General features: G+C 57.6%; 11 protein-coding genes, 5 tRNA genes and 2 riboswitches. Of the genes, 2 read left to right on the forward strand and 14 right to left on the reverse strand.

Annotated elements, in window-relative coordinates:
* Nucleotides 1-25: 25 nt before the first annotated feature.
* Nucleotides 26-721 (reverse strand): ABC transporter ATP-binding protein, encoded by a 696-nt coding sequence (locus tag BN1123_RS05485; RefSeq protein ID WP_042025769.1) that lies wholly within the window; start codon nt 719-721, stop codon nt 26-28.
* Nucleotides 722-831: 110 nt separating this feature from the next.
* Between BN1123_RS05485 and BN1123_RS05490 the strand changes: the two genes are divergently transcribed.
* Nucleotides 832-1,431, forward strand: coding sequence for an arylesterase (locus tag BN1123_RS05490; RefSeq protein ID WP_026458101.1), 600 nt, complete (start codon nt 832-834; stop codon nt 1,429-1,431).
* 89 nt (nt 1,432-1,520) lie between these two features.
* On the opposite strand, the gene BN1123_RS05495 is transcribed toward BN1123_RS05490, so the two are convergent.
* Nucleotides 1,521-2,465: a chemotaxis protein CheV gene (locus BN1123_RS05495; RefSeq protein ID WP_042025772.1), complete on the reverse strand. Its 945-nt coding sequence runs from the start codon at nt 2,463-2,465 to the stop codon at nt 1,521-1,523.
* Between the two features lie 139 nt (nt 2,466-2,604).
* Complete coding sequence (locus BN1123_RS05500; RefSeq protein WP_052449244.1) at nt 2,605-5,643, reverse strand: glycosyl hydrolase family 18 protein; 3,039 nt, start codon at nt 5,641-5,643, stop codon at nt 2,605-2,607.
* 115 nt (nt 5,644-5,758) lie between these two features.
* Nucleotides 5,759-5,845, reverse strand: a riboswitch (cyclic di-GMP riboswitch).
* A 295-nt stretch (nt 5,846-6,140) separates the two neighbouring features.
* Between BN1123_RS05500 and BN1123_RS05505 the strand changes: the two genes are divergently transcribed.
* On the forward strand, nt 6,141-8,297 hold the full coding sequence (locus BN1123_RS05505; protein WP_042025773.1) for an ExeM/NucH family extracellular endonuclease: 2,157 nt from the start codon (nt 6,141-6,143) through the stop codon (nt 8,295-8,297).
* A gap of 172 nt (nt 8,298-8,469) precedes the next feature.
* Here the strand turns inward: BN1123_RS05505 and BN1123_RS05510 are convergent.
* The 11 genes from BN1123_RS05510 to BN1123_RS05560 all read right to left on the reverse strand — a co-directional run.
* Nucleotides 8,470-8,545 (reverse strand) — tRNA-Ala (locus tag BN1123_RS05510).
* 62 nt (nt 8,546-8,607) lie between these two features.
* Nucleotides 8,608-8,683 (reverse strand) — tRNA-Ala (locus BN1123_RS05515).
* Nucleotides 8,684-8,745: 62 nt separating this feature from the next.
* A tRNA-Ala gene (locus BN1123_RS05520) sits at nt 8,746-8,821 on the reverse strand.
* Nucleotides 8,822-8,885: 64 nt separating this feature from the next.
* A tRNA-Ala gene (locus BN1123_RS05525) sits at nt 8,886-8,961 on the reverse strand.
* Nucleotides 8,962-8,989: 28 nt separating this feature from the next.
* Nucleotides 8,990-9,065: transfer RNA gene (locus BN1123_RS05530), tRNA-Ala, on the reverse strand.
* A gap of 949 nt (nt 9,066-10,014) precedes the next feature.
* Nucleotides 10,015-12,609 (reverse strand): glycosyl hydrolase family 18 protein, encoded by a 2,595-nt coding sequence (locus tag BN1123_RS05535; protein WP_042025774.1) that lies wholly within the window; start codon nt 12,607-12,609, stop codon nt 10,015-10,017.
* A gap of 102 nt (nt 12,610-12,711) precedes the next feature.
* A riboswitch (cyclic di-GMP riboswitch) is annotated at nt 12,712-12,799 on the reverse strand.
* A gap of 200 nt (nt 12,800-12,999) precedes the next feature.
* Nucleotides 13,000-15,903, reverse strand: coding sequence for a hybrid sensor histidine kinase/response regulator (locus BN1123_RS05540; RefSeq protein ID WP_042025775.1), 2,904 nt, complete (start codon nt 15,901-15,903; stop codon nt 13,000-13,002).
* A 117-nt stretch (nt 15,904-16,020) separates the two neighbouring features.
* Nucleotides 16,021-17,157: a 3-phenylpropionate MFS transporter gene (locus BN1123_RS05545; protein WP_042025776.1), complete on the reverse strand. Its 1,137-nt coding sequence runs from the start codon at nt 17,155-17,157 to the stop codon at nt 16,021-16,023.
* Nucleotides 17,158-17,597: 440 nt separating this feature from the next.
* Complete coding sequence (locus tag BN1123_RS21275) at nt 17,598-18,395, reverse strand: hypothetical protein (protein WP_156130391.1); 798 nt, start codon at nt 18,393-18,395, stop codon at nt 17,598-17,600.
* A gap of 3 nt (nt 18,396-18,398) precedes the next feature.
* Nucleotides 18,399-20,933 carry a glucosaminidase domain-containing protein gene (locus tag BN1123_RS20440; protein ID WP_052449245.1) on the reverse strand — a complete coding sequence of 845 codons (2,535 nt, stop codon included), beginning with the start codon at nt 20,931-20,933 and terminating at the stop codon, nt 18,399-18,401.
* Between the two features lie 9 nt (nt 20,934-20,942).
* Nucleotides 20,943-21,581: bacteriophage T4 gp5 trimerisation domain-containing protein (locus BN1123_RS05560; RefSeq protein WP_042025778.1), on the reverse strand; the 639-nt coding region annotated here is incomplete at its 5' end.

The following is a 21,581-nucleotide window of genomic DNA, read 5'->3' on the forward strand; positions in this document are numbered from 1 at the left end:
GGCAGGCATGCCGTCCCGGATCGTCTCATGCCTCCACTCCTTCGGCTGCCCCATCCAGCCGTCCGGCCGCCATCACTATCTGGCGCTGGCAGCGCCGGGCCAGCTCGTGGTCGTGGGTCACCACCACCAGGGTCGTGCCGTGCTTGCGGTTGAGCTCGAACAACAGCTCTATCACTTTCTCGCCCGTCTTGCTGTCGAGGTTGCCGGTCGGCTCGTCGGCCAGCAGCAGGCTGGGCCGGGTCATAAAGGCTCGTGCGATGGCGACCCTCTGCTGCTCGCCACCGGAGAGGCGGGGCGGCAGATGGTGCAGCCGTTCACTCAAGCCCACCGCCGCCAGCAGCTCGCGGGCCCTCTGCTCGCACTCCCGCTCGCCGCGCAGCTCGGCCGGCAGCATCACGTTTTCAAGGGCTGTCATGGTGGGCAGCAGCAGGAAGGATTGGAATACGAAACCGATCTGCTCGGCCCGCAGCCGCGCCCGCCCCTCCTCATCCAGCTCGCCGAGGGATTTGCCGAGGATCTCTATCTCCCCCTGGCTCGGCAGATCGAGGCCTGCCAGCAGCCCCAGCAGGGTGGATTTACCCGATCCGGACGCCCCCACCAGGGCCACCGTCTCGCCGCTATTGACTTGCAGATCGATCCCTTCAAGGATGGTGAGGCTTTCCTGGCCGAGGCGAACCGATTTGCCCAGGCTCCTGACGACGATAATGGGTGTTGAACTCATGCTGCGTATCCTGTTTATTCAGGGCCTTGGTGACCGTCACCATAGAGTGTCGGCACCCTGTGCAGGCCCTTGTCCTTTTTTAATGCCAATCACTGAAGGGAGTTGATGTTATGGCGCGTATTCTGTTTGCCCTCTGTTTCCTGATTTCATCCGTTCAGGCCCAGACCCTGCTGGTGCTGGGGGACAGCCTGAGTGCCGGTTATCAGATGCAGGCCCAGCAGAGCTGGCCTGCCCTGCTCAACCAGAAGTGGCAAAATGAAGGGGCTGTGCACTCCCTGATCAACGCCAGCATCAGCGGCGAAACGACTCAGGGGGGACTGGCCCGCCTGCCCGCCCTGCTGGAAGAACACCAGCCGGACTGGCTGCTGATCGAGCTGGGAGGCAATGACGGTCTGCGCGGCTTCGCGCCGGCCATCACCCGCAAGAACCTGGCCGACATGATTGCCTTGGCCAAGGCCAACCAGACGCGCGTGGTCTTGACCCAGATCCAGCTGCCGCGCAACTATGGTGCCCGCTATCTGCGCCAGTTCGAGCAGATCTTCCCGGAACTGGCCGAGGCCAACAAACTGCCGCTGCTCCCCTTCTTCATGGATGATATTGCGCTGCGCCCTGAACTCATGATGAACGATGGCATCCATCCGACGCCAGCCGCCCAGCCGCAAATCCGCGACAAGGTGGCCCGTTTCATCGAGCCTCTGTTAGAGCGCTGAGGCCTAACCCGTCCTTCATACCGACCTCCTCCCCATAAACAAACATCCCGCCAGGGCGGGATGTTTGTTTTATCAAAGACACACGAAATTTACTGCTCCAGCACCTGGCGCAGACGCTCCTGCGCCACTCCGACCAGCAAGTCGGGCTGAAACTTGGAGATGAAGCGGTCACACCCCACCTTCTTGACCATGGCTTCGTTGAAGTTGCCGCTCAGGGAGGTGTTGAGGGTGATGAAGAGATCGGCCATGCGCGCATCGCTGCGCACCTCGTGGGTCAGGCGATAGCCGTCCATCTCCGGCATCTCAGCATCCGTGATCATCAGCAGGATCTCGTCGGTCACCTTCTTGCCCGCATCGCACCACCCCTTGAGCAGGGTGAGGGCCTGCAAGCCATCCTGACACTCGATAACCTCAAGGCCAAGCTGCCCCAGGGTTTCACGCACCTGATTGCGGGCCGTACTGGAGTCATCCACGATGAGCACCTTGCGACCGTGCATCTCGGGCAGGATCTCCCGATCCAGCACCTCTTCCGAGATGCGGATGTCATAGGTGATGATCTCCGCCAGCACCTTCTCCACGTCTATAATCTCGACGATCTGATCGACCCCGTCCTCCGGGATCCGGGTGATGGCGGTCAGGTAGTTCGCCCGCCCGGCGGAACGCGGCGGCGGCAGAATATCCTTCCAGGTCATATTGACGATATTGGCCACCTGCCCCACCAGAAAGCCCTGAATGGTGCGGTTGTATTCGGTGATGATGAGGTTGGATTCGCTGTCGATGGGCATGGGGCGCATGCCGATGGCGCTGCGTAGGTTGATGACCGGAATCGAGGTACCCCGGATATTGGCCACGCCGCTGATGTTGTGATGGGACCCCGGCATCTTGTTGAGGTGGGGCAACTTGACGACCTCCCTCACCTTGAAGACGTTGATCGCAAACATCTGGCGGGTGCCGAGGCGGAACATCAACAACTCCAGGCGGTTTTCGCCCACCAGCTGGGTTCGTTGATCAACTGAATCCAATATACTCGCCATATGCTGACATCCATCTGATTATTAATCGACTCTATTATAGAGAGCAGCGGCCAGGAAAGGCAGACGCTTTTTCCAGCAGAGCGACCAATCAGACAAAAAAAGTGAGGCCGAAGCCTCACTTATCACATTGATTTTAAAATCAATAGCTACAGACTGACTTCCAACTGCCGTCGCCGGCTTTGGGTTCACTGCTGGTCCACCAGTTGGCCTGCCACACCGCTTTGTTGTGGGTGATGCGATCGCCGCCGCTGGCGTGATCCCCGCGCGGCCAGCTCGGGTAGGCCGGGTAGGAGGCCGGATCCACGTTCTGGCTGCTGCAGGTCGAACCATCGGAACCACCGCCACCAGTGCCCCCCGTGCCCAGTACCGCTTCGGGCAGGGTCGGGAACTCGGCCTTGAGACCTATGGTCTGGCTGCCGCTGATGATGCGCATCCCGCTCGGTACGCCGGCGGCCGGCAGATAGTAGGTCATCGCCACTTCCACCTCGGCTCCCGGTGCCAGGGTCTGCCAGCCCGGCAGGTTCATGGCCACCTTGTGGAAGTCCTTCTCGTTTGCGATGCCTTCCGAGTTGTCGTTGCCACCGCTTTCGACCACCTTGAGCCCCATGCCACTCTGATCCGTGATGGTGTCAGAGGTGGAGGTGGGGACCAGGAACTCGATTCTGGCGCCGCCCGGAATGGTCTGGGTCGACTTGTTGACCAGCTTGAGTTTCGGGTTGATCGGGTAGTTGGAGTCCCCTTCCTTGAAGCCATACAGGCTGACCTGGATGTCGAGCTGGGCGCTCGGCGCCGGCAGATCGTTCTGCTGGGTATTGTAAGGCGCGGCCTTGGCAAACTTCTCGTAGGCAAGAGTAGTCAGGGTACTGCCCATGCCGTACTCGTTCTTGGCCGGATCGAAGGCGTAGTCACCCGCCATCTCCCAGAACATGACGCCGCCCAGACCGCGCTTGATGATGTAGTCGAGCTTGTGGCCCATGGACTCTTCATCTTCGGTGGAGAGGAACACCTTCTTCTGTTCGTTCCACAGCCAGGGCGCATGGGCCTTGTCATCGTAGTAACGGACATATTGTCCCTGCATCACGTGCGCCGGATTGTTGGGATCCAGACCCCAGGCCGTGCCATAGCTCGGCAAGGTAGTGATGCCGAGGCTGGCCGCATGCTCCAGGTTCTTGGCATGCCACATGGGCACGGCGCCACCGCCGATCTCCTTGCCGTTCTTGTCGAGATCGTGCCAGATGTTGTCGATGCCGACCGCCCCATTGCCGCACGGAATGGTGCTGCCACCAGTGCCCGGCTGGCACTCGTTCTGGCTCGGCAAGGCCGCCTTGCCACCCAGGCCGTGAGTACCGCCGCTCACCCCCTGCCAACCGCGGGTGTAATAGGGCACACCCACGTTGATCTTGCCGGCCGCCAGGGCGCCGCGGAAGTAGTGGGCAGACCAGGCCGCATTCAGATAGCCGATGCCGCCGAACTGGGTCTGGGTATAGACGCCCCAGTGGGAGAGTTCGGGGTCGGCATTGTTGTCAAACAGGGCCGCGTTGTGACCGACGAAATGGTTCCAGGCACCGTGGAAGTCATAGGTCATCAGGTTGACGTAATCCAGATACTGGGTGACCTGGAAGTTCTCCATACCGCGCAGCAAATAGGCCGATGCCGGCGAGGCGATGGTCAGCATGTACTTGCGGCCATCCTCGGTGCCGGCGCTGTCGAGCCGCTCACGCAGGGTCTTCATCAGCACCTCGTAGTTGGCAAACAACTTGGCGCGGCACTGGTTGGAGAGCGGGAAGTCATTCGGGTTGCCCGCATCCTTCATGGAGGTGGGGTACTCGTAGTCCACATCCACCCCATCGAAACCGTATTGGCGGATGAAGCTCACCGCCGAGTCGGCAAAGGCGTTGATGCCGGCGGTGTTGACCGAGCAGTCGCCCTTGGTGGTGGCGGTGTAGAAGCCGCGGGTATCGGCCCAGCCACCGACCGAGATCAGGGTCTTCACGTCCGGGTACTGCTTCTTGTATTTGGAGAGCAGGTTGAAGTGGCCCTGGTAGGCGAATTCGGGATCCATCTCGGCGCCCGGCACTCCGTCCCAGGTCATCTTGGTGGCGGAGTCATCCACCTTGATGGTATGGCTCTGTTCATCCACCGCCGCGAAGGCATAGTTGATGTGAGTGATCTTGTCCCAGGGGATATCGTTGACCAGATAGGCGGGCAGGCCGTTCTTGCCGGTACGCCAGGAGGTGAAGTAACCGATGACCCGGCGGGCATGGTCATCCCCCATGCACTCGTAGCCGTCCGGGCGGTAGATCTGGCGGATGTCGCAGGAGAGGTTGCCACCGGTGGGTGGCAGGGTAGCCTCTTCCACCTGCACGTCGACCAGGGCAGATTCGCCAGTGAGGTTTGCCTTGTCGGTCGCCACCAGCTTGAGTGCCGCCACCCCCTTGGCTTGCGGGATCCAGCTTACCTGCCAGGGCGCGCTGGTGTCCTCTCCTATCTTCTTGCCATCGACAAACAGCTCGACTTTGGCGACATCGTTGTTGGCGTCGGTCACATTGCCGCTCACCGCCACGCTGCGGCCCAGGGTCACCTTGGCACCATTGGCCGGGCTGCTGATGTTCACCTTGGGCGCTTCTGGCGCCACCACGGCATTGATGCTGAAACTGGCGTCCGCCTCACTCAGCACCTTGCCGTCCTTGTCCAGCGCCCGGGATTTGAGCTGATGGGCCCCCACTCCGCTGGCGACCCAGCTGGCTGACCAGGGAGAGGCGCTCACTTGCGCCACCGGCTGGCCATCGATCAGATACTCGACCTTCGCCAGCGCGCTGCTGTTGCCACTCAGGGTCACCGCCAGCGCAACCTCTGTCCCTTCGTCAAATGCACTGCCAACGGCGGGAGAGCTGACGACGAGCCCCAGATCCGGATTACCGCCCCCCTCGCTGAACAGTTTCCAGGCATCACCCCAGACCGAACCCACGCCGGGTTCGTAGTGATAGGGAGACGCACCGCACCAGCCGGAGTAGGGGAATTCCTTGCATTCGTAGAGGTTGCCGACGTTGCTGACGACATCGCCAGCCTTGTAGGCCGTGCCGGCCTGATAGGCAGGGTATGCCGCCTGCGCCCAGGCGGGCATGGCAGCAAGGGCCACCAGCATGGCGAGCCGGCTGGGCCTTAAGGTTTGTTGCATATTGTTATCTTCCTTGTTTTGTCTTGGCATGGGTCACCAGGACAAAGAACAATCGCAACCTGCGTGATAGGTGCAGACAACTGGCGATGGACGCGCCACAGACACGACTGTCACCCAGGGGAACCCCGCTATCTGTCTTGACTACCCAGACAGACCGGAGGCATTGCGTCCCGGCATCGCTACCGGTTTGCCCTTTACCTGGGTTCCGTTAGGAACGGATCAAGTATAGGAATTAACCACCAGAGTCTCAATCTTCATTTTCAAAGAAAATTATGTAACCGACGCCGGTCACCTGGCTCCAATCGCGCATGCAGATAACATTTTTATCATTTATTTCAGTGTGTTAGCCAAGTCAAAAAAAGGGATGTCTCAGGCGCCGACATCCCGGTTATGTGCGTTGGCTCACTGGTATGACATGCCGGAAATGTGACAATGCGCGCCCTTGGTCAAGGAGCCAAGGCTATGGAAATACTGGCAAAAATAAAAAAGGAACACCTATGAAAGGTACACGTACCCTGCTATCGCTGGCCGTGGGGCTGGCGCTTGCGTCCCCGTCTCTCTACGCGGCTGGATTCACCTGCCCGGCCGATGCGTCCTTAACTCCTGTCCCCGCCATCCAGGGCAGTGGCGACAAGAGCCCCCTGGTGCCCGACGACAGCTTCGTGAGCCCCCAGAGCGTCACGGTCAAGGCCGTGGTCTCCGCCCTTGGCGAGAGCCTCAACAAGGGGTTCTACCTGCTGGATGTGCAGGGCGATGGCAATCCCCAGACGTCGGACGGCATCTTTGTTTATCTGAACGACAAGAGCTTCGCCAGCAAGTACCCGGACATCAAGCCGGGCGCCGAAGTCTGCCTGGAGGCCAGGGTCGAGGAGTATTACGGCCACACCCAGCTCAAGCCCGTGTTTGACGGCACTACCCCGCGCCTGCAGGTCCTGACCCAGACGCAAGCCCCGGCCGCAGTGCCATTGCGGGTACTGGAAGGGGAAAACCTCGCACGGTCCCTGGAGCGCCACGAAGGGATGCGGGTGCGCCTCGATGCCGACAGCCTGCTCAAGGTGAGCCGCAACTTCAGCTATGACTATGCCGCTAAACGCAACAACTTGGTGCTCGCCCACCAGGCACCGCTGATGAAGCCAACCCAGCTGCATGTGGCTGGCAGCAGCGAGGCCAAGGCACTGGCCTCGGCCAATGCCGGCAATCGGGTGTTCCTGGAATCAGACTTCAAGGCCGCTAACGGCACACTGCCCTGGCTGCCCGCCTGGGAGCCGGAGCAGGGTTACCTGCGGATCGGCGATGCGCCGGTCAATCTGGAAGCCATGGTGGGCTACAGCTTCGGCGAGTATCGCCTCATCGTCCCCCGGGAGCAGACCATCACCATAGGAGATCTGCTGCGCACCAGTGACAACGATCGCCAGAATGCACCGGATCGCGTTACAGGCTCGGATCTGCGGATCGGCAGCTTCAACGTGCTCAACTACTTCACCAGCCACTCCAGCGTGGGCGGTGCCCTCAACGTACTGTGCCAGGATCAGGCTGATGCGGACAGCGCCAAGGGCTGCAACCGGGGCGCCAAGAGTCTGGAGGATTTCCAGAAACAGAGCACCAAGATTGTCAACGCCATCACCCAGATGGATGCCGACCTGCTCGGTCTGATGGAAATGGAGAACAACGGCTTCGACGATACCTCTGCCCTCCATGATCTGGTCACCCGTCTCAACCAGGCACAAAAAGACGCGAGCAAGCACTATGCCTATGTTCGCCTGCCCGCCACGGCCCTCACCGAGGGCAAGTTCTTCGGCGGCGACGCCATCATGGTTGCCATGATCTACCGCCCCGCCCTGCTCACTCCCGCCGGCGATGCCAGCTTCATCCAGATGCCGGAACAGCGCTACACAGTGGGTGGCATCGCCAAGCGCGCCTCCCAGCGTGACTCTCTGGTGCAGACGTTCACCGTCGAGGGCAGCAAGGAGCCACTCACCCTGGTGGTCAACCACCTCAAATCCAAGGGATCCGGCTGCTACGAGAATGGTGATGGCAAGAGCGAACCCGCCGATCTGCAGGGCAAATGCACCGAGTTCCGGGTCACCGCTGCCAAGGTGTTGGGGGATGCGGTCAGCAAGCTGTCCGGTCAGATGCTGCTGGTGGGGGACTTCAACTCCTACGCCAAGGAAGATCCCATCCGGGTACTGACCGACTACAACCCGGCCACCAGCGAGCGCAAGATTGTCTCGGCCTCCCACTCCTATCTCGGCGAACAGCCCTATGAGCAGCTGGGACAGGAGGTGACTCGCAGCTACGGTCTGGTCGATCTGAACGTGAAATTCAACAAGGAGAAGGCCATCTCCTACAGCTATGAGGCCGAGCTCGGCACCCTGGATTACGCCCTCGCCAATCCGGCGCTGGCCGGCAAGGTACTCGGGGTCGCCGATTGGCATATCAACTCGTTCGAGAGCAACCTGTTCGAATATGGTCGCAGCTTCACCGGCGATATGATCAAATCCGACAATCCGTTCAGCGCCTCCGACCATGATCCCGTCATCGTTGATCTCAAACTGGGCAGCGATGCGGCCAAGCCAGGCTCCTCGTCAGGTGGCGGCGCCCTTGGCCTGGGCTTGCTGGCCCTGTTACCACTGGCCTGGCGACGCCGCCGCTAAACACGGTGACGCCCATTCTCATGCCCCAAAGCCCGCGCCTGGTGCGGGCTTTTTTGCCGCCGGGATCTGTGAGTGGCACGACGTATGGGAAGCAAGGGAAAAAATAACGGGCAAGGAAAAACAAAAAGGCCACCGCAATGCGGTGGCCTTCAACGTTCTTCTAATAAGAAGATGGTGGAGCTACGCGGGATCGAACCGCGGACCTCTTGCATGCCATGCAAGCGCTCTCCCAGCTGAGCTATAACCCCAAATTTTCTACCCGACAAACGGTTCTGGACACCGCTTGTCGTCAGCCTGTCGGCTTCAATGATGGTGGAGCTACGCGGGATCGAACCGCAGACCTCCTGCGTGCAAAGCAGGCGCTCTCCCAGCTGAGCTATAACCCCAAATTTTCTACCCGACAAACGGTTCTGGATGCCGCTTGTCGTCAGCCTGTCGGCTTCAATAATGGTGGAGCTACGCGGGATCGAACCGCGGACCTCTTGCATGCCATGCAAGCGCTCTCCCAGCTGAGCTATAACCCCACAAAGGTCGGCCTGGGTGTACACACCACACTGCCCTGGGTACTGCAATTTACAATCGAGAATCTGGTGGAGCTACGCGGGATCGAACCGCGGACCTCTTGCATGCCATGCAAGCGCTCTCCCAGCTGAGCTATAACCCCTTTGATTCCAGATTGTCCGAGAAGAATTTGGTGGAGCTACGCGGGATCGAACCGCGGACCTCTTGCATGCCATGCAAGCGCTCTCCCAGCTGAGCTATAACCCCAACTCACCTCGGGCCACCGAAGTTATCTCCGGCAACGGAGGCGCATGATAGGCATCACCCGCTTTGCTGTCAACCCTAAAATAATCCCCACAAGCGCGTTTAGTCAAAATTACAGCAGTTCGTCGATTTAACCAGCAAGAGGCCAGCTATCTCACTGTTTTTGGTCACAAAACAGGCGTAATGCCAGGATGAAATGCCTACCGGTCAGTGCCTCATAATGCTTGGCTGCTTTATCCCGTTTCTCCCGACTTAGCCTGAAGGACTCTGCTTTCCAATCCGGGACACCAGGTCCCTCTTGTAACAGGCGTTGTAACGGGCGACATGAAATCCTTTCCATAAGGGCTTTTGAATTTGAAAACCCTTTCCATGATTTATGTAAATTTACAACACAAAAAGTTGATCCAACTCACAGATACTCCTAGGATCAAACCGTGACCGAGGTCACACAACCAATCATAAATAACAGAGCGATGAGGTTAATCATGTTTGAGAATCTGGCTGTACTGTTCCACCTTAAAGGTGCGACCCGCAAAAATGGCGTCGTCGAGAAAGACGCGTATGCCCCGTCAACACGCCAGTACTACTTCCGTTATGGCGCGTGAACGGCTGACAACATTACACACCAAGTAGTAAAATTACATAAATGCATCCCCTCGCAGCGCCTCCAGGGTGCTGTCCTGTCCTGGCCAACCTCTCTACGGCCAAACCTGAACTCCAGCAAATGAAGATGGGGCCCACAGGCCCCATCTTTTTATGGTGTTACGGTTCTACCATGATTGGCTCAGCTCAAGGCAAGGTCTCACAGCTGACGAGTCTCCCCGGTCAGGCTTGGCGGCCGACGCTCCCTGTGGGACAGGATGTAAGCAACAATGTCACTCACATACCCCGTCGGTCACCATAGCACCGGGTTGCCATCCCTTGCGGCAGAGCCTGCCTTCATGGACCAGGATCAGTTGCAACTGGCGGCACCAATGTCCAGCCAGACTTCATGCTTGCCGGGTTCATTGCCACGGGTCCAGTATTGTGCTTTCCACTGGCGGCCATTATGGCTGGTCAGATCGCCGCCGTTGTAGGCAACATTGGCATCCCAACCCAGCTGAACCTTGCTCACCAGCAGCCACTGGTCGCTCGTGCGGCTCGGTTCATTGCCCTGAGTCCAGTACTTGGCCTGCCACACCAGCTGGTTGTGGCTCACCTTGTCCCCGCTGTTGTAGGTCTGGCTCGCCTGCCAGGCTGGCCAGTTGGCCGCATCCGGATCGCTGACCTCGCAACCGCCACCCGTGCTGGCGGGCTTGACGGTCAGCCGGCTGCTGGCGCTGGCATCCAGGGCACCATCGGATACCGTCAGAGTCAGGTCATAAGCCGTGTCACTGGTCACGCTTGGACCCGTCACCACCAGGGTGGGGCTATCCTGCCCGGTGGCACTGAGGCCAGCCGGTACGCTCCACTGATACGTCAGGGCATCGCCGTTGGGATCGGAGACGCTGGCCTTGATGGTCACCTGCTTGCCCGACTCCACGGTCGTGCTGGCCGGTACCGTCACCACGGGTGGCAGGTTGGGCTGGGGCGCCTTGTTGGTCACTACCACCTGATCGCTGGCCGAGAGCCCCTGATCGTCGGTGACGGTTAGCTCGAACACCAGATTGATGTCGGCTGTCACGCCATCAAGCACCACCCGGGCCTTGGCCTGACTGGCGTCGAGCAGGGTAACCTGCGGGCCGGAGACCTGCTTCCAGCTGTAGGTGAGCACGCCGCTTTCCGGATCATGGGAAGAGGCGCCATTGAGGGTCACCTCGGCCGGGCCGGTGACGGCGAGATCACTGCCCGCATTGGCCACCGGCGGCTTGTTGGCCGGCGGCGTGATGCCCTCGCCGTGGCCCAGCCCCTCGTGCATGGCGTTGAGGATGTCACCGTTGTCGGCATCGATCTCCCAAGAGAAGAGGCCGCCGAGCTGGTTGGCCAGCACGTATTGCCCCTTGGCCTTGACCGAGCGGTCGTTGTCATAGGTGATGAGATCGCCGGTCGACGCCTTGAACACGTAGGGCCCTTCGGCCACCTCGTCGTAGCCCTTCTCCCACTCGCTGCCCATGCGGTTGTTGACGATGTCGCGATAGTCCACTACTCCATCTTCCCAGGTCCCTTTCACCTTGCCGGTCGCGGTACCAGTAAAGGGGTTGCCGGCCTGATAGCCGCTCACACCGGTCCAGCCACGGCCATACATGGCCGCACCGACCACCAGCTTGCCGGGCTCGACCCCTTGCCCAAGCAGCGCCTTGACCGCCTTGTCGGTGGTGTACTTGGTATCGGGATCCCAACTGGCCGGATAGAGGTTGGTCTGGTGGCCGAGCTCGGTATTGCTCCAGCCGCCGTTGAAGTCGTAGCTCATCAGGAAGATGCGGTCCATGTACTGCTGGGCCGCGCGGTAATCCACGTCTTCAATCTTGTCGCCACCGGCACCGATGGCGGAGGTGAGCTCATACTTGCGACCCGTCTGGGCTTCCAGCTCGTCGAGCATGGCGCGCAGATCCTTCATCAGGGCCACATAGGTGGCGCCATCGGTCGGGCTGCCGAGTTTCGGGTTGGCACCCTGGCCACCCGGATACTCCCAGTCGATATCCACGCCGTCGAAGAATTTCCAGGTCTGCAGGAACTCCTTCACCGAGGCGACGAAGGTGTCGCGCTTGGTCTTGTCACCGAGGAAGTAGAAGGGATCGGAGAGGGTCCAGCCCCCCACGGACGGCAGTATCTTCAGATCCGGGTAGGCCTGCTTGAGGGCCATCAGGGCACCGAAGTTGCCCTTGTAGGGCTCATCATGGGCGGTCAGGCCGCTTTGCGGCATCTGGACGGCAGCCCAGGGGTCATGGATCGCCACCTTGAAGTCAGCGCGGCCGGCACAGGCCCGTTGCAGCGCTTGGAAGCTTCCTTCGATCTCCTTGAGGCTGTCGTTCAAGCCATCCCCGCCGCAAATGGGGGTAAAGCCGTAGAGGATGTGCGTCAGGTTCTGGGCCGGGATCTTGTCCACGGTGAACTTGCGGCCATAGACGCCCCACTCCACATAGTAAGTACCGACCACCTTGCCGGACTTGTTGGCGTAAGGCTTGTTGTTCTCCTGCAGCGACGTCTTGAGCGGTGCCAGGTGGCTGCCGTCGGTATCGGCCACCACTATCTCCTTCTTGTCGGAGAGGGTACAGCCGTCGGCGTTGCACAGGGCCACTTGCATCTGGTAACGGCCCCCTTTTTTTACCTTGAAGGTGGCGCTGCCGGACGCAGCGGAGGGGCCGGACCACACCTCCTGGCCATCGAGCAGGACCTTGGCTGTCTGGCCCAGATCACCACTCCAGAGATTCCAGTTCACCTCGACATCGGCGGCATCCTTCACCTTGACCAGGTTGTTGTAGGAGGTCGCGGCCTGATCCACCTCAATGATGGAAAACTTGGTGGGGCCCCAGCCGATGGTGGCTTTACCGGGCGGCGCGGCGTAGGCGGAAGATGCACAGAAGAGACCGACCGCGAGGGCCAGCATGGTTGGTTTTGGACTTGGCATTGTTGTATTTCCCTATCTCGTTATGTTTGCAACGAAAAGGGCGACGCCCCTGACAGGTAATGCAGACAGCAGCTCCTCCTTGGCAAAAGGAGCACAACGACCTGTGGTGGCCCCGCTATCTTAGGTACTGCTGACCCTTAGACCGGAAGCTTTGCGTCCCGATTTTTCAATCGGTTTGCCCTTAACACACTTCATTCGCGACATAAAAAATCGCCCCCCGACTATAGAGGGGGGCGATCCGGACCGCTACCTAGCAGAAATGACAGGAGATGGGAGTCAGGTTTGGCAAAAAGCATGATTTGGTGAGGATTGATGCGGCAATCCTCGCCATTCCCGTCCCTTCATATCGCACCGAACAGTTTCATGATTTGATTAATTTTGTGAGCCTGCTCACTGCGGCGGCAATAAAAGGCTGTTCATCAGGGCACGCAACTTGAGCGGTTTGACCGGCTTGCTGATGTAGCCATAACCCTGCTCGCGGATCTGCGCCTGCAATTCGCTCTTGCGATCGGCGCTGATGATGATGCCACCGATATGGTCGCCATGAGCCTGCTGCAGCCCATCCAGTGCCTGCAATCCCGTCTTGTCATCATCCAGGTGGTAGTCGGAGAGCACCAGCCTCGGCACGAAGCCCTCCGCCACTATCCCCTCTGCCTCGCTCTGATTGAGGGCGCAGCGCACCTCGCAGCCCCAGCGTTCCAGCAGCGAGGCCATCGCCACCAGAATATCCCGCTCGTTGTCGATGCAGAGTACCCGCACCCCCTCCAGCTGGCTGTCGCGCACCACGGGTGCCACCGGCAACTGGGGCGTGACGGGGCGGGTCGCCTGATTGAGGGTGATGGCAAACACCGAGCCAGCTCCCGGCCAGCTGCGCAATGTGAGCTGATGACCCAGTACCAGCGAGATGCCGCGGGCGATGGCAAGCCCCAATCCCAACCCTTGCTCCCGGGTGGTGCGGGAGTGATCGAGGCGGGAAAACTCGTCGAAGATCGCTTCCTGCTTGTCCTGCGGAATGCCGGGACCGTTGTCCCACACTTCGATGCGCACCTTGTCCCCCACCCGGCGACAACCGAGCAACACCCGGCCGCCCGGATTGTAGCGAAACGCATTGGTGAGGAAGTTTTGCAGCACCCGGCCGTCAGGACGCTCCCGGGCCGAGATGTGGGCGCTCCCCTTCTTCATGAAGGCGACCCGACGGGCCACCTGATCCTCGATGTCGCCGGGGCCGCACAGCCCTTGCTGGGCGTTGTAGCGAATGATCTCCTCGATGGGGCGTCCCGCCTGAATGAGCCCGGGGGGATAGCGGAACAACTCTATATAACGCCGGTTCCAGGCCACCAGCTTGAGCTCCCGATCCACCACCGAGATCCCCTGCCCTATGTGTTCGATGGCCCCCTGCAACAGGCCGCGGTTGAAGCGAAACACATCGGAAGCCTCGTCCACTATGGTGGCGATCTCCTCGAGCTGCATGTTGCGCCCCTGCAGGGCCGAGGCAAGCACCAGCCGGGCCGACGAGGTGCCAAACACCCCCGCCAGCAGCCGCTCGGTGTGGGCGATAAGTTCGGCGGAGGCCTGCATCTGGGGCGCCAGGGTGCCGCCATGCTCCCCGGCGAAGCGACCAAAGGCACGCTTGACCCGGCTGGAGCCGACAAAGCGGGCCGCCAGCATCTCCAGCTCCTTGACCGAGACCCGCGCCTGATAGAGGGCCGTGGTATCACGGTTGGCATTGCCGACGAAGTTGGCCGCCTGCAACCGCTCGCTCACCGCCGCCCGCGACAGCAGGGAGCCGGCCACATAGCCGATGACATTGAGCAGCAGGCTCAGGAAGATGCACCAGGCCCCCAGACTCAGATCACGAAACGCAGGCCAGTCGGGAGGGGCCAGCAGGGCCTCCAGCGGCGAACCGGCCAGCAGACCGCTCTCCGCCAGCAGGGTGATGAACCAGAGGCTGACCCCGAGGGCGAGGCCAAGATAGACCCCCTTGCGATTGCCGTGTCGCCAGTAGAGGCCGAGCAGCAGGGCGGGAGCAAACTGGGCCACGGCGCCAAACGACAGATAGCCGATGCGCGACAGGCTGGTAAGATCACCAAGCCAGAGGTAGAGCCCCCAGGCCGCCAGCAGGATCAGCAAAATGGCCCCCCGGCGCACCCGCAGCAGCAGACGCACCAGCCTCTCGTCCCGCCCTTGTTGCCAGAAGCGGCGCAACAGCACCGGCAGCACCAGATCGTTGCTCACCATGATGGCCAGGGCGATGGTGCAGACGATCACCATGCCGGTGGCCGCAGAGGTGCCGCCGAGAAACGCCAGCATCGCCATGCCGTCGAAGCCGAGGGCCATCGGCAGGCTGATCACATAGGTATCGGAGGCCATGTCCGCCCCCACCCACTGCTTGCCTGCCAGCGCCAGCGGCCAGATGAAGAGCCCCATTGCAAAGAGATAAAGGGGGAAGATCCAGCGCGCCCAGTGCAGATCCTGGCCCTGGTTGTTCTCCACCACGGTCACATGGAACTGGCGCGGCAGGCAGATGACGGCGCACATGGCCAGCACCGTATAGATGGCCAGCTCCAGCAGATTGCCGGGCGAGACGGACACCACGGCATCCAGGAAATCGCTGGCAACCCGGGTGTGCTCCGGGCTCGGCTGACTCAGGATGAGCCAGAGGGCGAAGCCCCCCACCGCGATAAAGGCCAGCAGTTTCACCACGGATTCGAAGGCGATGGCCACCACCATGCCCCTGTGATGCTCGGTGGCATCCAGATGGCGGGTGCCGAACAGTATGCTGAACAGGGCCAATAAGAGGGTGACGCCCAAGGCCAGCTCGGCGGTATTGCCAGCGGGGCCGGCAGGCACCGAGTTGACCATCAGCAGATCCAGCCCGGTGACGATGGCTTTAAGCTGCAATACCAGATAGGGGAGTATGCCCATGATGGCGATCAGCGCGATCACCATGGCCAGATGCTGGGACTTGCCGTAACGGGCGGCGATAAAGTCGGCGATGGAGGTGATGTGCTCGCGCTTGGCCACCAGGATGAGGCGGGCCAGCAGGCGCCAGCCAAACAGGAACACCAGCATGGGGCCAAGATAGATGGGCACCGGCGACCAGGGGGATTCGCTGGCCTGTCCGACCGTCCCGAAGAAGGTCCAGGAGGTGCAATAGACCGCCAGCGACAAGCTGTAGAGCAGGGGTTGCCCCTTGAGCCGGTGGCGTTTGTGCTTGTCCGCCACGAAGGCGATCAAAAACAGCAAGCCGAGATAGGCGAGCGACAATCCGATCAGCAGCCATCCCTGGTGCATCTATAACCCCTTGTCCATCCTGGAAATTGGTTCAAACCACCGCCAGTCTAGAGAGACGGCGGTCAAAAGTCATGGGGGCAGGATAAGCACATGGCCCTCCTGCCCCGTACGTCCCCATCAGGCAGCCACCGTTTGTGGCCTGAGACGCAAGAAGAACACTGGCAGCACCACCAGCACCATCAGGAAGAAGATGCTGCCGCCGAGGGGCTCGAACAACACGCCGCACAGCGCCATCAACGCGGCCACCGTCATGCCGAGCCCGATGGCGGCATAGAGAGACTGGGTGGGGATCATCTGCTCGGCGGGCAACATCCGCGTCATGAAGCGTACCGCCCCCAGATGACTGACACAGAAGGTGACCGAGTGCAGCAACTGCCCAAGCACCAGCACCCAGATCTCGGTCGAGGCGCCCAGCAGGGTCCAGCGCACCACACATCCGATGGCACCGATTGTGAACAACATCTGGGCCCCGTAGCGCTGCAGGAAGCGCTTGTCGGCGGCGAACATGCAGATCTCGGCTACCACTCCCAGCGCCCACAGATAACCTATGGTGGTACCGCTGTAGCCCTGCGCCTTCCAGTAAATGGCGCTGAAGCCATAGTAGGCGGCGTGACTGCCCTGCAGGAGGGCGGTGATCAACAAGAAACGGCGCACTTGGGGAGATCTCAGGGTATCCAGCAGGGAGGATCGCTCCCGCTCACCCTGAATATCCTGTGGCACCGGCTGGATCGGCAACCAACTCAGCAGCAGCATCAGCAGCAAGCCGGCCACCATGGTGTGCAAGATCCAGTCGCTGCCAAAATTGCCCACCAGGGCCCCCACCAGAGTGGAGGCGACAATAAAGGCGAAGGAGCCGCACAGGCGCACCTTGCCATAGTCGAGATGGGCCTGCACCACCATGCGAGTAGCCAGCGCCTCCCCCACCGGCATCAGGGTCGGGTAGATAAAGTTCGCCACCAGAGTCAGCGCCACCAACCACCAGAGGTTGTGGCTGAGATAAAACCCGAGAAACGCCAGAAGACTGAGCAGGGAGAGCAGCCGCGTCACTGGCAGCAGGTGACCCGCCCCCTTGATCTGCCCCATCACCATCAGGTTGCCGGCAAAGCGGATCGCCATCCCCGCCCCCAACAAGAGGCCAATCATCTCGGCGCTCACCCCTATCCCCTCCAGCCAGAGCGACCAGAACGGCAGATAGGCACCGTAGACAAAGTAAAACGCGCCAAAGAAGAGCGCTAACCAGGAGAATGCGGGCATAAGTCCTCAACAACCGGATGACGGGACCGGAATGATAACCGATCCAGAACCCCAGATCCCGATGCAAAGTCGACATCAAAAATGAAAAAACTCAATAAAATTGAACTATTACGCAGGGGTAGGGTCTACTGGATAACACCTCCTCCTCCTGGTTAGTGTTGCAATCCTTCCACCCGCCGCCGGCGGGTTTCTTTTTGGTAAATTGCAGCCGCCAAAAAAAGAGCTCATCAATCGCCAATCTTCGGCGTTGTTTCTCAAGTCGATACTGGATACTGCTTGAATGGAACTAACTGAAGAGATTGTTATCTGATCGCCACCATCCTCTTTAAGTCAACATTCCATGGGAAAGGCGCTTCACCCCATCACCAACTGGTCTCCATACAACACCGGTTTGAAGACGGTGTCAGGTTATAACTAGAACTGTTCACTAATCAACACGTTCATATCGGATTGATAGAAACTTCGATTTCATTAACTACTTCAGAACCAACAAATTTTATCGTGTAATTATCATTCACATAAATAAAAGCACCATCTTTCTTAGATGCTGGAACACCATACACTTTTACAACGTCAAGCATTTTACTTCCAACATAAATTCCTCTACTACTGAACCCTATACTTTTCTTGAGAATAATTTTAGTTATTCTATAATCATCAAAATCTCTTTTTAATCTTTCATAATTAAGATTTGATGACTCTATATATATGAAATCAAAATCATGTGGATAGAATTTATAATCCACCCCATTAATCGTCTTAAATACGTCTAAAAATCCATTTCCATCATCTGTTGTTTCACTAAAATCATCGAATACCCCAACAATCTCACTATAACTAGCACCGACTTTTATATCATGGCCATTGAAATGTATAGAAAAATCATTTTTTTTAATATTTAAATATTCTGATGATGTTTCTTTTTTACTGACGCGAGATGATTCAATCCATCCTGTATGGACCTCACCATTTCTATCTAAATAATTAATATATTGAAATCCATTATATGAAGCATATGATATAGCTTTATCGCCATTAATAATGAATTTTTTTGACTTACATTTATCAATAGGGAAATCGTGAAAAAAAACTCTACCTTTTGATGTTACGATAATATTTGACACATCGTAAAAAACATTATCAGAACTCTTCTTGATTTCATCAAAACTGACTTTTTCACATGCTGCTTGCACGCTAAAAGAAAAAAATAGAAAGATGACACTAAATATACTTCTCATTAATTATTCCTCATAAACTGGAATATCTATATGTAGAATAGCATTAGGAAAAATATCAAATCGTTTTTTCATGTTAGGGATTTGATGTTTAGCCCATAGAACATCACTAGCATACTGGTGCTCACCAGGTGATGCAGGATTCCAACGCATTTTATAAAGAGTATTTTGTTTATATCTCGGATGATTAATAAAATTATCAGATATCCACTTAGCACCACCATCTATTGCTTTTTCAATAGAATCCCATCCTTTGCTATAAGCATATTCTGTTCCTAATGACGGTTTGTCATCTCTAACGTTAATGCCATACATATTATAGACTTTAGTCCCGTTATATTCTTTTCCTCGTGCAAAACCTGATGTACCCCGCCCAGTTTCTAGTGATGCATGAGAAACAAGATACACTTCACTAACATTATATTTCTTGGCTGCTGATACAAACACAGCCCCTTTCCCTTCGAGAACTCCCTGCCCTAATAAAAACTTATTAAGTTCATCATCTGAAATCTCTGAACACTTAGAAAGATCAAGAAACTGATAAATAGAATCTTTAGTAATATCATCGTCTGGAGTTAGATTGACTAACACTTCATCTCGACTTGCTATTTTATAATTACCCACTTTAGGTGCGTATTTAGAAGGTATTGCCATTTGTTTTTCTAACGCTTTTTCTAATGCATAGTTATATTTTGTATAGTTTAATACGAACCTATTTTTTTTCTTTCCATACATGGCTATAGGATATATATGCCAAATATCTGGTCTGATGTTAAGACCTGTTGCACTCTGCATCCATTCCAGCTTATCGATACGCTGTTTTTCGTGATCCACCAGTTGGTCAAAATCGGGCAAGCCAATTTTGGCCATCAACTTGTCCAACCATAGATAACTACTGGCTGACGATTTTTCATACCACTCACTGGGATGCTTGACGATAAGCTTGTTCAACTGTTCTCTATTGCTGCTATTTTGCAAGGCAGCCTTAATCTCTTCACTGCTAAGCTCGCCACTCTTGTCGGTATCGAAGCTGTTGACCAAATCGCTAAAAAAGGTCGGTGGCGCCTCGGGATCCAGATAGCCATCGGAGCCTGAACCATCGACCTTTTTAAAACCAATCTTCAGCCAATCATGTTGACTCAGCAGCTCGACTTGCTCTTTCTTGACATATTTTCCTGATGAGAGGCAGACCCACTCCTGCTTTGCCACATCTTTCTCTATCTTGGGGGATTCAACCAATTCTTCCTGACTCTTGCTATCGGTGGCGACCCACTCCTTGTTCTTCATCTCATGGAGGATCAGATCCGCCGGAATCTTGGCATAGGTAGTGCCCCCCTTGGTACCGGCCTTGTTGGCCAGCACATCGTCAAGACGAGGGTCCTGAGTAAATACCTCAAGATGGACCTGATGCTTGCTTTGTTTCCTTCCGATGAGGGAACCCGGCGTTTCCACCAGACCGAGGTAACCCATGGTGTCACCCGCCGCGATAGCGACTGGCGAAGGCAGCACATAGATCTCGCCAAGATGGGAGGGGACGCGTACATTCACCTTGATAAATTCATCCTCGACGCACACCCAGGCCACACCACAGCGACCTGGTGCACCCTCCACACTCGGCGTCACATAGTTGCATCTCGCCATCTTGCGCGCCTTGTCACCCATCCAATGGAATTCGAGTTGGTGCGCATCATACTGCACTTTGGTGCCCACAGGCAGTGAGACGCTGCCACTGCCTGCCATCAGACGACCGCTTTTGTCATCCGGGACGGGATCGGCACGCCCCGCCATATTCTTCAGTAATTCGGCCTCTATCTGGTCATCTAGCCAGCTCGGTAGATTGGGTTTAATCGCCTCGACCGCGTCCGGACTATTGGCGATCCAGACCGAGCTCCCTTCACTGACCAATACTCCCGCCTTCTCGGCCTCTTTCATCTGGGCATTGGACAGCTTGCTCTTGATGGTCACCCTGATGAAATCATACTCCTTGCCCCCGACACTCCCCTTTTGGGATGGCGTGCTGCTGTCCATCTCCAATTCGGTATCTTTGGGCAGCGCGAAACGGGGCAAGGCGGCATCGGCACGCTGCTGATTGGCATCAGGAACGGAATTGCGCGCATTCCATCCCTTTTTCAGCACCAGCTTCTCGGCGGTCTGATAGTGATCCCAGGGCAGCAGATGCATATAGAGCGAATAGAAGGTGAATTCATTTTTCGCCTTGGTCTCTGCATTGATTTCACAATATTCATGTTGCACCAGGCAGAAGCAGTTGGAATAGCGCAGGGATTCGCCCTGAAATTCAGAGGTCAAGTAATCCTTCATCATCCGGAATGCCACTACCTTGCCATCGGCAATCGCCCTGACGGGATACTTATCCTTGCACCAGGGGGCACTCTGGTCGCTGATATGAATGCCACCGTGCCACTTGTTGTGATTACCGAGCAGATAGTGACCGGATTTCTCACCGTTGATCAGCGCAGTCAATGCCTTGACGTCTTGGAACTCTTCCCCTGCTGCGGTGAGGATAGGAAATGCAAACTTCATGCTGCGTCCTTATTCAGAAAAGAGGTAGAAGGCCTTGGGCTTTTTCTCTACAGGCTCCTGCTCCTTGAGCAGTGCTTCCATCGCTTTTTCCGTGGGTACGGCCTTGACCAACTCCACCGCATCGGGAGCCTTGACCACTTCTACCCCTTTGGGCACTACCGGAGCCTGACCTGCCCAGCCCGATCCACTGCCCGGACTGCCGCCTGCATTGAGCTTGATGCCGGGGCCGACCAGCTTGACGCCACTGGGGTCGACCTTGACGAAGCTGCCGCCCCCCTTGAGGGTGATTTCGGAGCCCGCCTCCAGCACCAGTTTATCGCCGACTTTGATATGAACCTCTTGTCCGGCATCCACCAGCAACGACTGCCCCAGCTTCTGGTGCAGGCTGGCATCTACCGTCAGCGAGTGGTCACCCTTGATATGGTCCCGCTTCTCACCTTCCACCGTCAGGTGGTCATTGGCCTTGATGCGGGTCACCCTCTCGTTATCGATGTCCCGATGCTCGTCGTGCTTGATATGCCAGGCCGCATCATTCTCAATCAGCACATTCAGGTCTTTCTGACCGTGCAGATAAATCTCTTCCTGTCCGGCCTGGTCTTCAAAACGCAGCTCGTTGAACCCCTCCCCTTGGTGGGTCTCGGTGCGCAG

It is taken from the genome of Aeromonas enteropelogenes, assembly GCF_000819845.1.
GTDB lineage: Bacteria > Pseudomonadota > Gammaproteobacteria > Enterobacterales > Aeromonadaceae > Aeromonas > Aeromonas enteropelogenes.

What these genes read in the sequence shown, in the direction of transcription:
- BN1123_RS05485 (WP_042025769.1), bottom strand. Translation starts at nt 721, where the DNA reads ATGAGTTCAACACCCATTATCGTCGTCAGGAGCCTGGGCAAATCGGTT.
- BN1123_RS05490 (WP_026458101.1), top strand. Translation starts at nt 832, where the DNA reads ATGGCGCGTATTCTGTTTGCCCTCTGTTTCCTGATTTCATCCGTTCAG.
- BN1123_RS05495 (WP_042025772.1), bottom strand. Translation starts at nt 2,465, where the DNA reads ATGGCGAGTATATTGGATTCAGTTGATCAACGAACCCAGCTGGTGGGC.
- BN1123_RS05500 (WP_052449244.1), bottom strand. Translation starts at nt 5,643, where the DNA reads ATGCAACAAACCTTAAGGCCCAGCCGGCTCGCCATGCTGGTGGCCCTT.
- BN1123_RS05505 (WP_042025773.1), top strand. Translation starts at nt 6,141, where the DNA reads ATGAAAGGTACACGTACCCTGCTATCGCTGGCCGTGGGGCTGGCGCTT.
- BN1123_RS05535 (WP_042025774.1), bottom strand. Translation starts at nt 12,609, where the DNA reads ATGCCAAGTCCAAAACCAACCATGCTGGCCCTCGCGGTCGGTCTCTTC.
- BN1123_RS05540 (WP_042025775.1), bottom strand. Translation starts at nt 15,903, where the DNA reads ATGCACCAGGGATGGCTGCTGATCGGATTGTCGCTCGCCTATCTCGGC.
- BN1123_RS05545 (WP_042025776.1), bottom strand. Translation starts at nt 17,157, where the DNA reads ATGCCCGCATTCTCCTGGTTAGCGCTCTTCTTTGGCGCGTTTTACTTT.
- BN1123_RS21275 (WP_156130391.1), bottom strand. Translation starts at nt 18,395, where the DNA reads ATGAGAAGTATATTTAGTGTCATCTTTCTATTTTTTTCTTTTAGCGTG.
- BN1123_RS20440 (WP_052449245.1), bottom strand. Translation starts at nt 20,933, where the DNA reads ATGAAGTTTGCATTTCCTATCCTCACCGCAGCAGGGGAAGAGTTCCAA.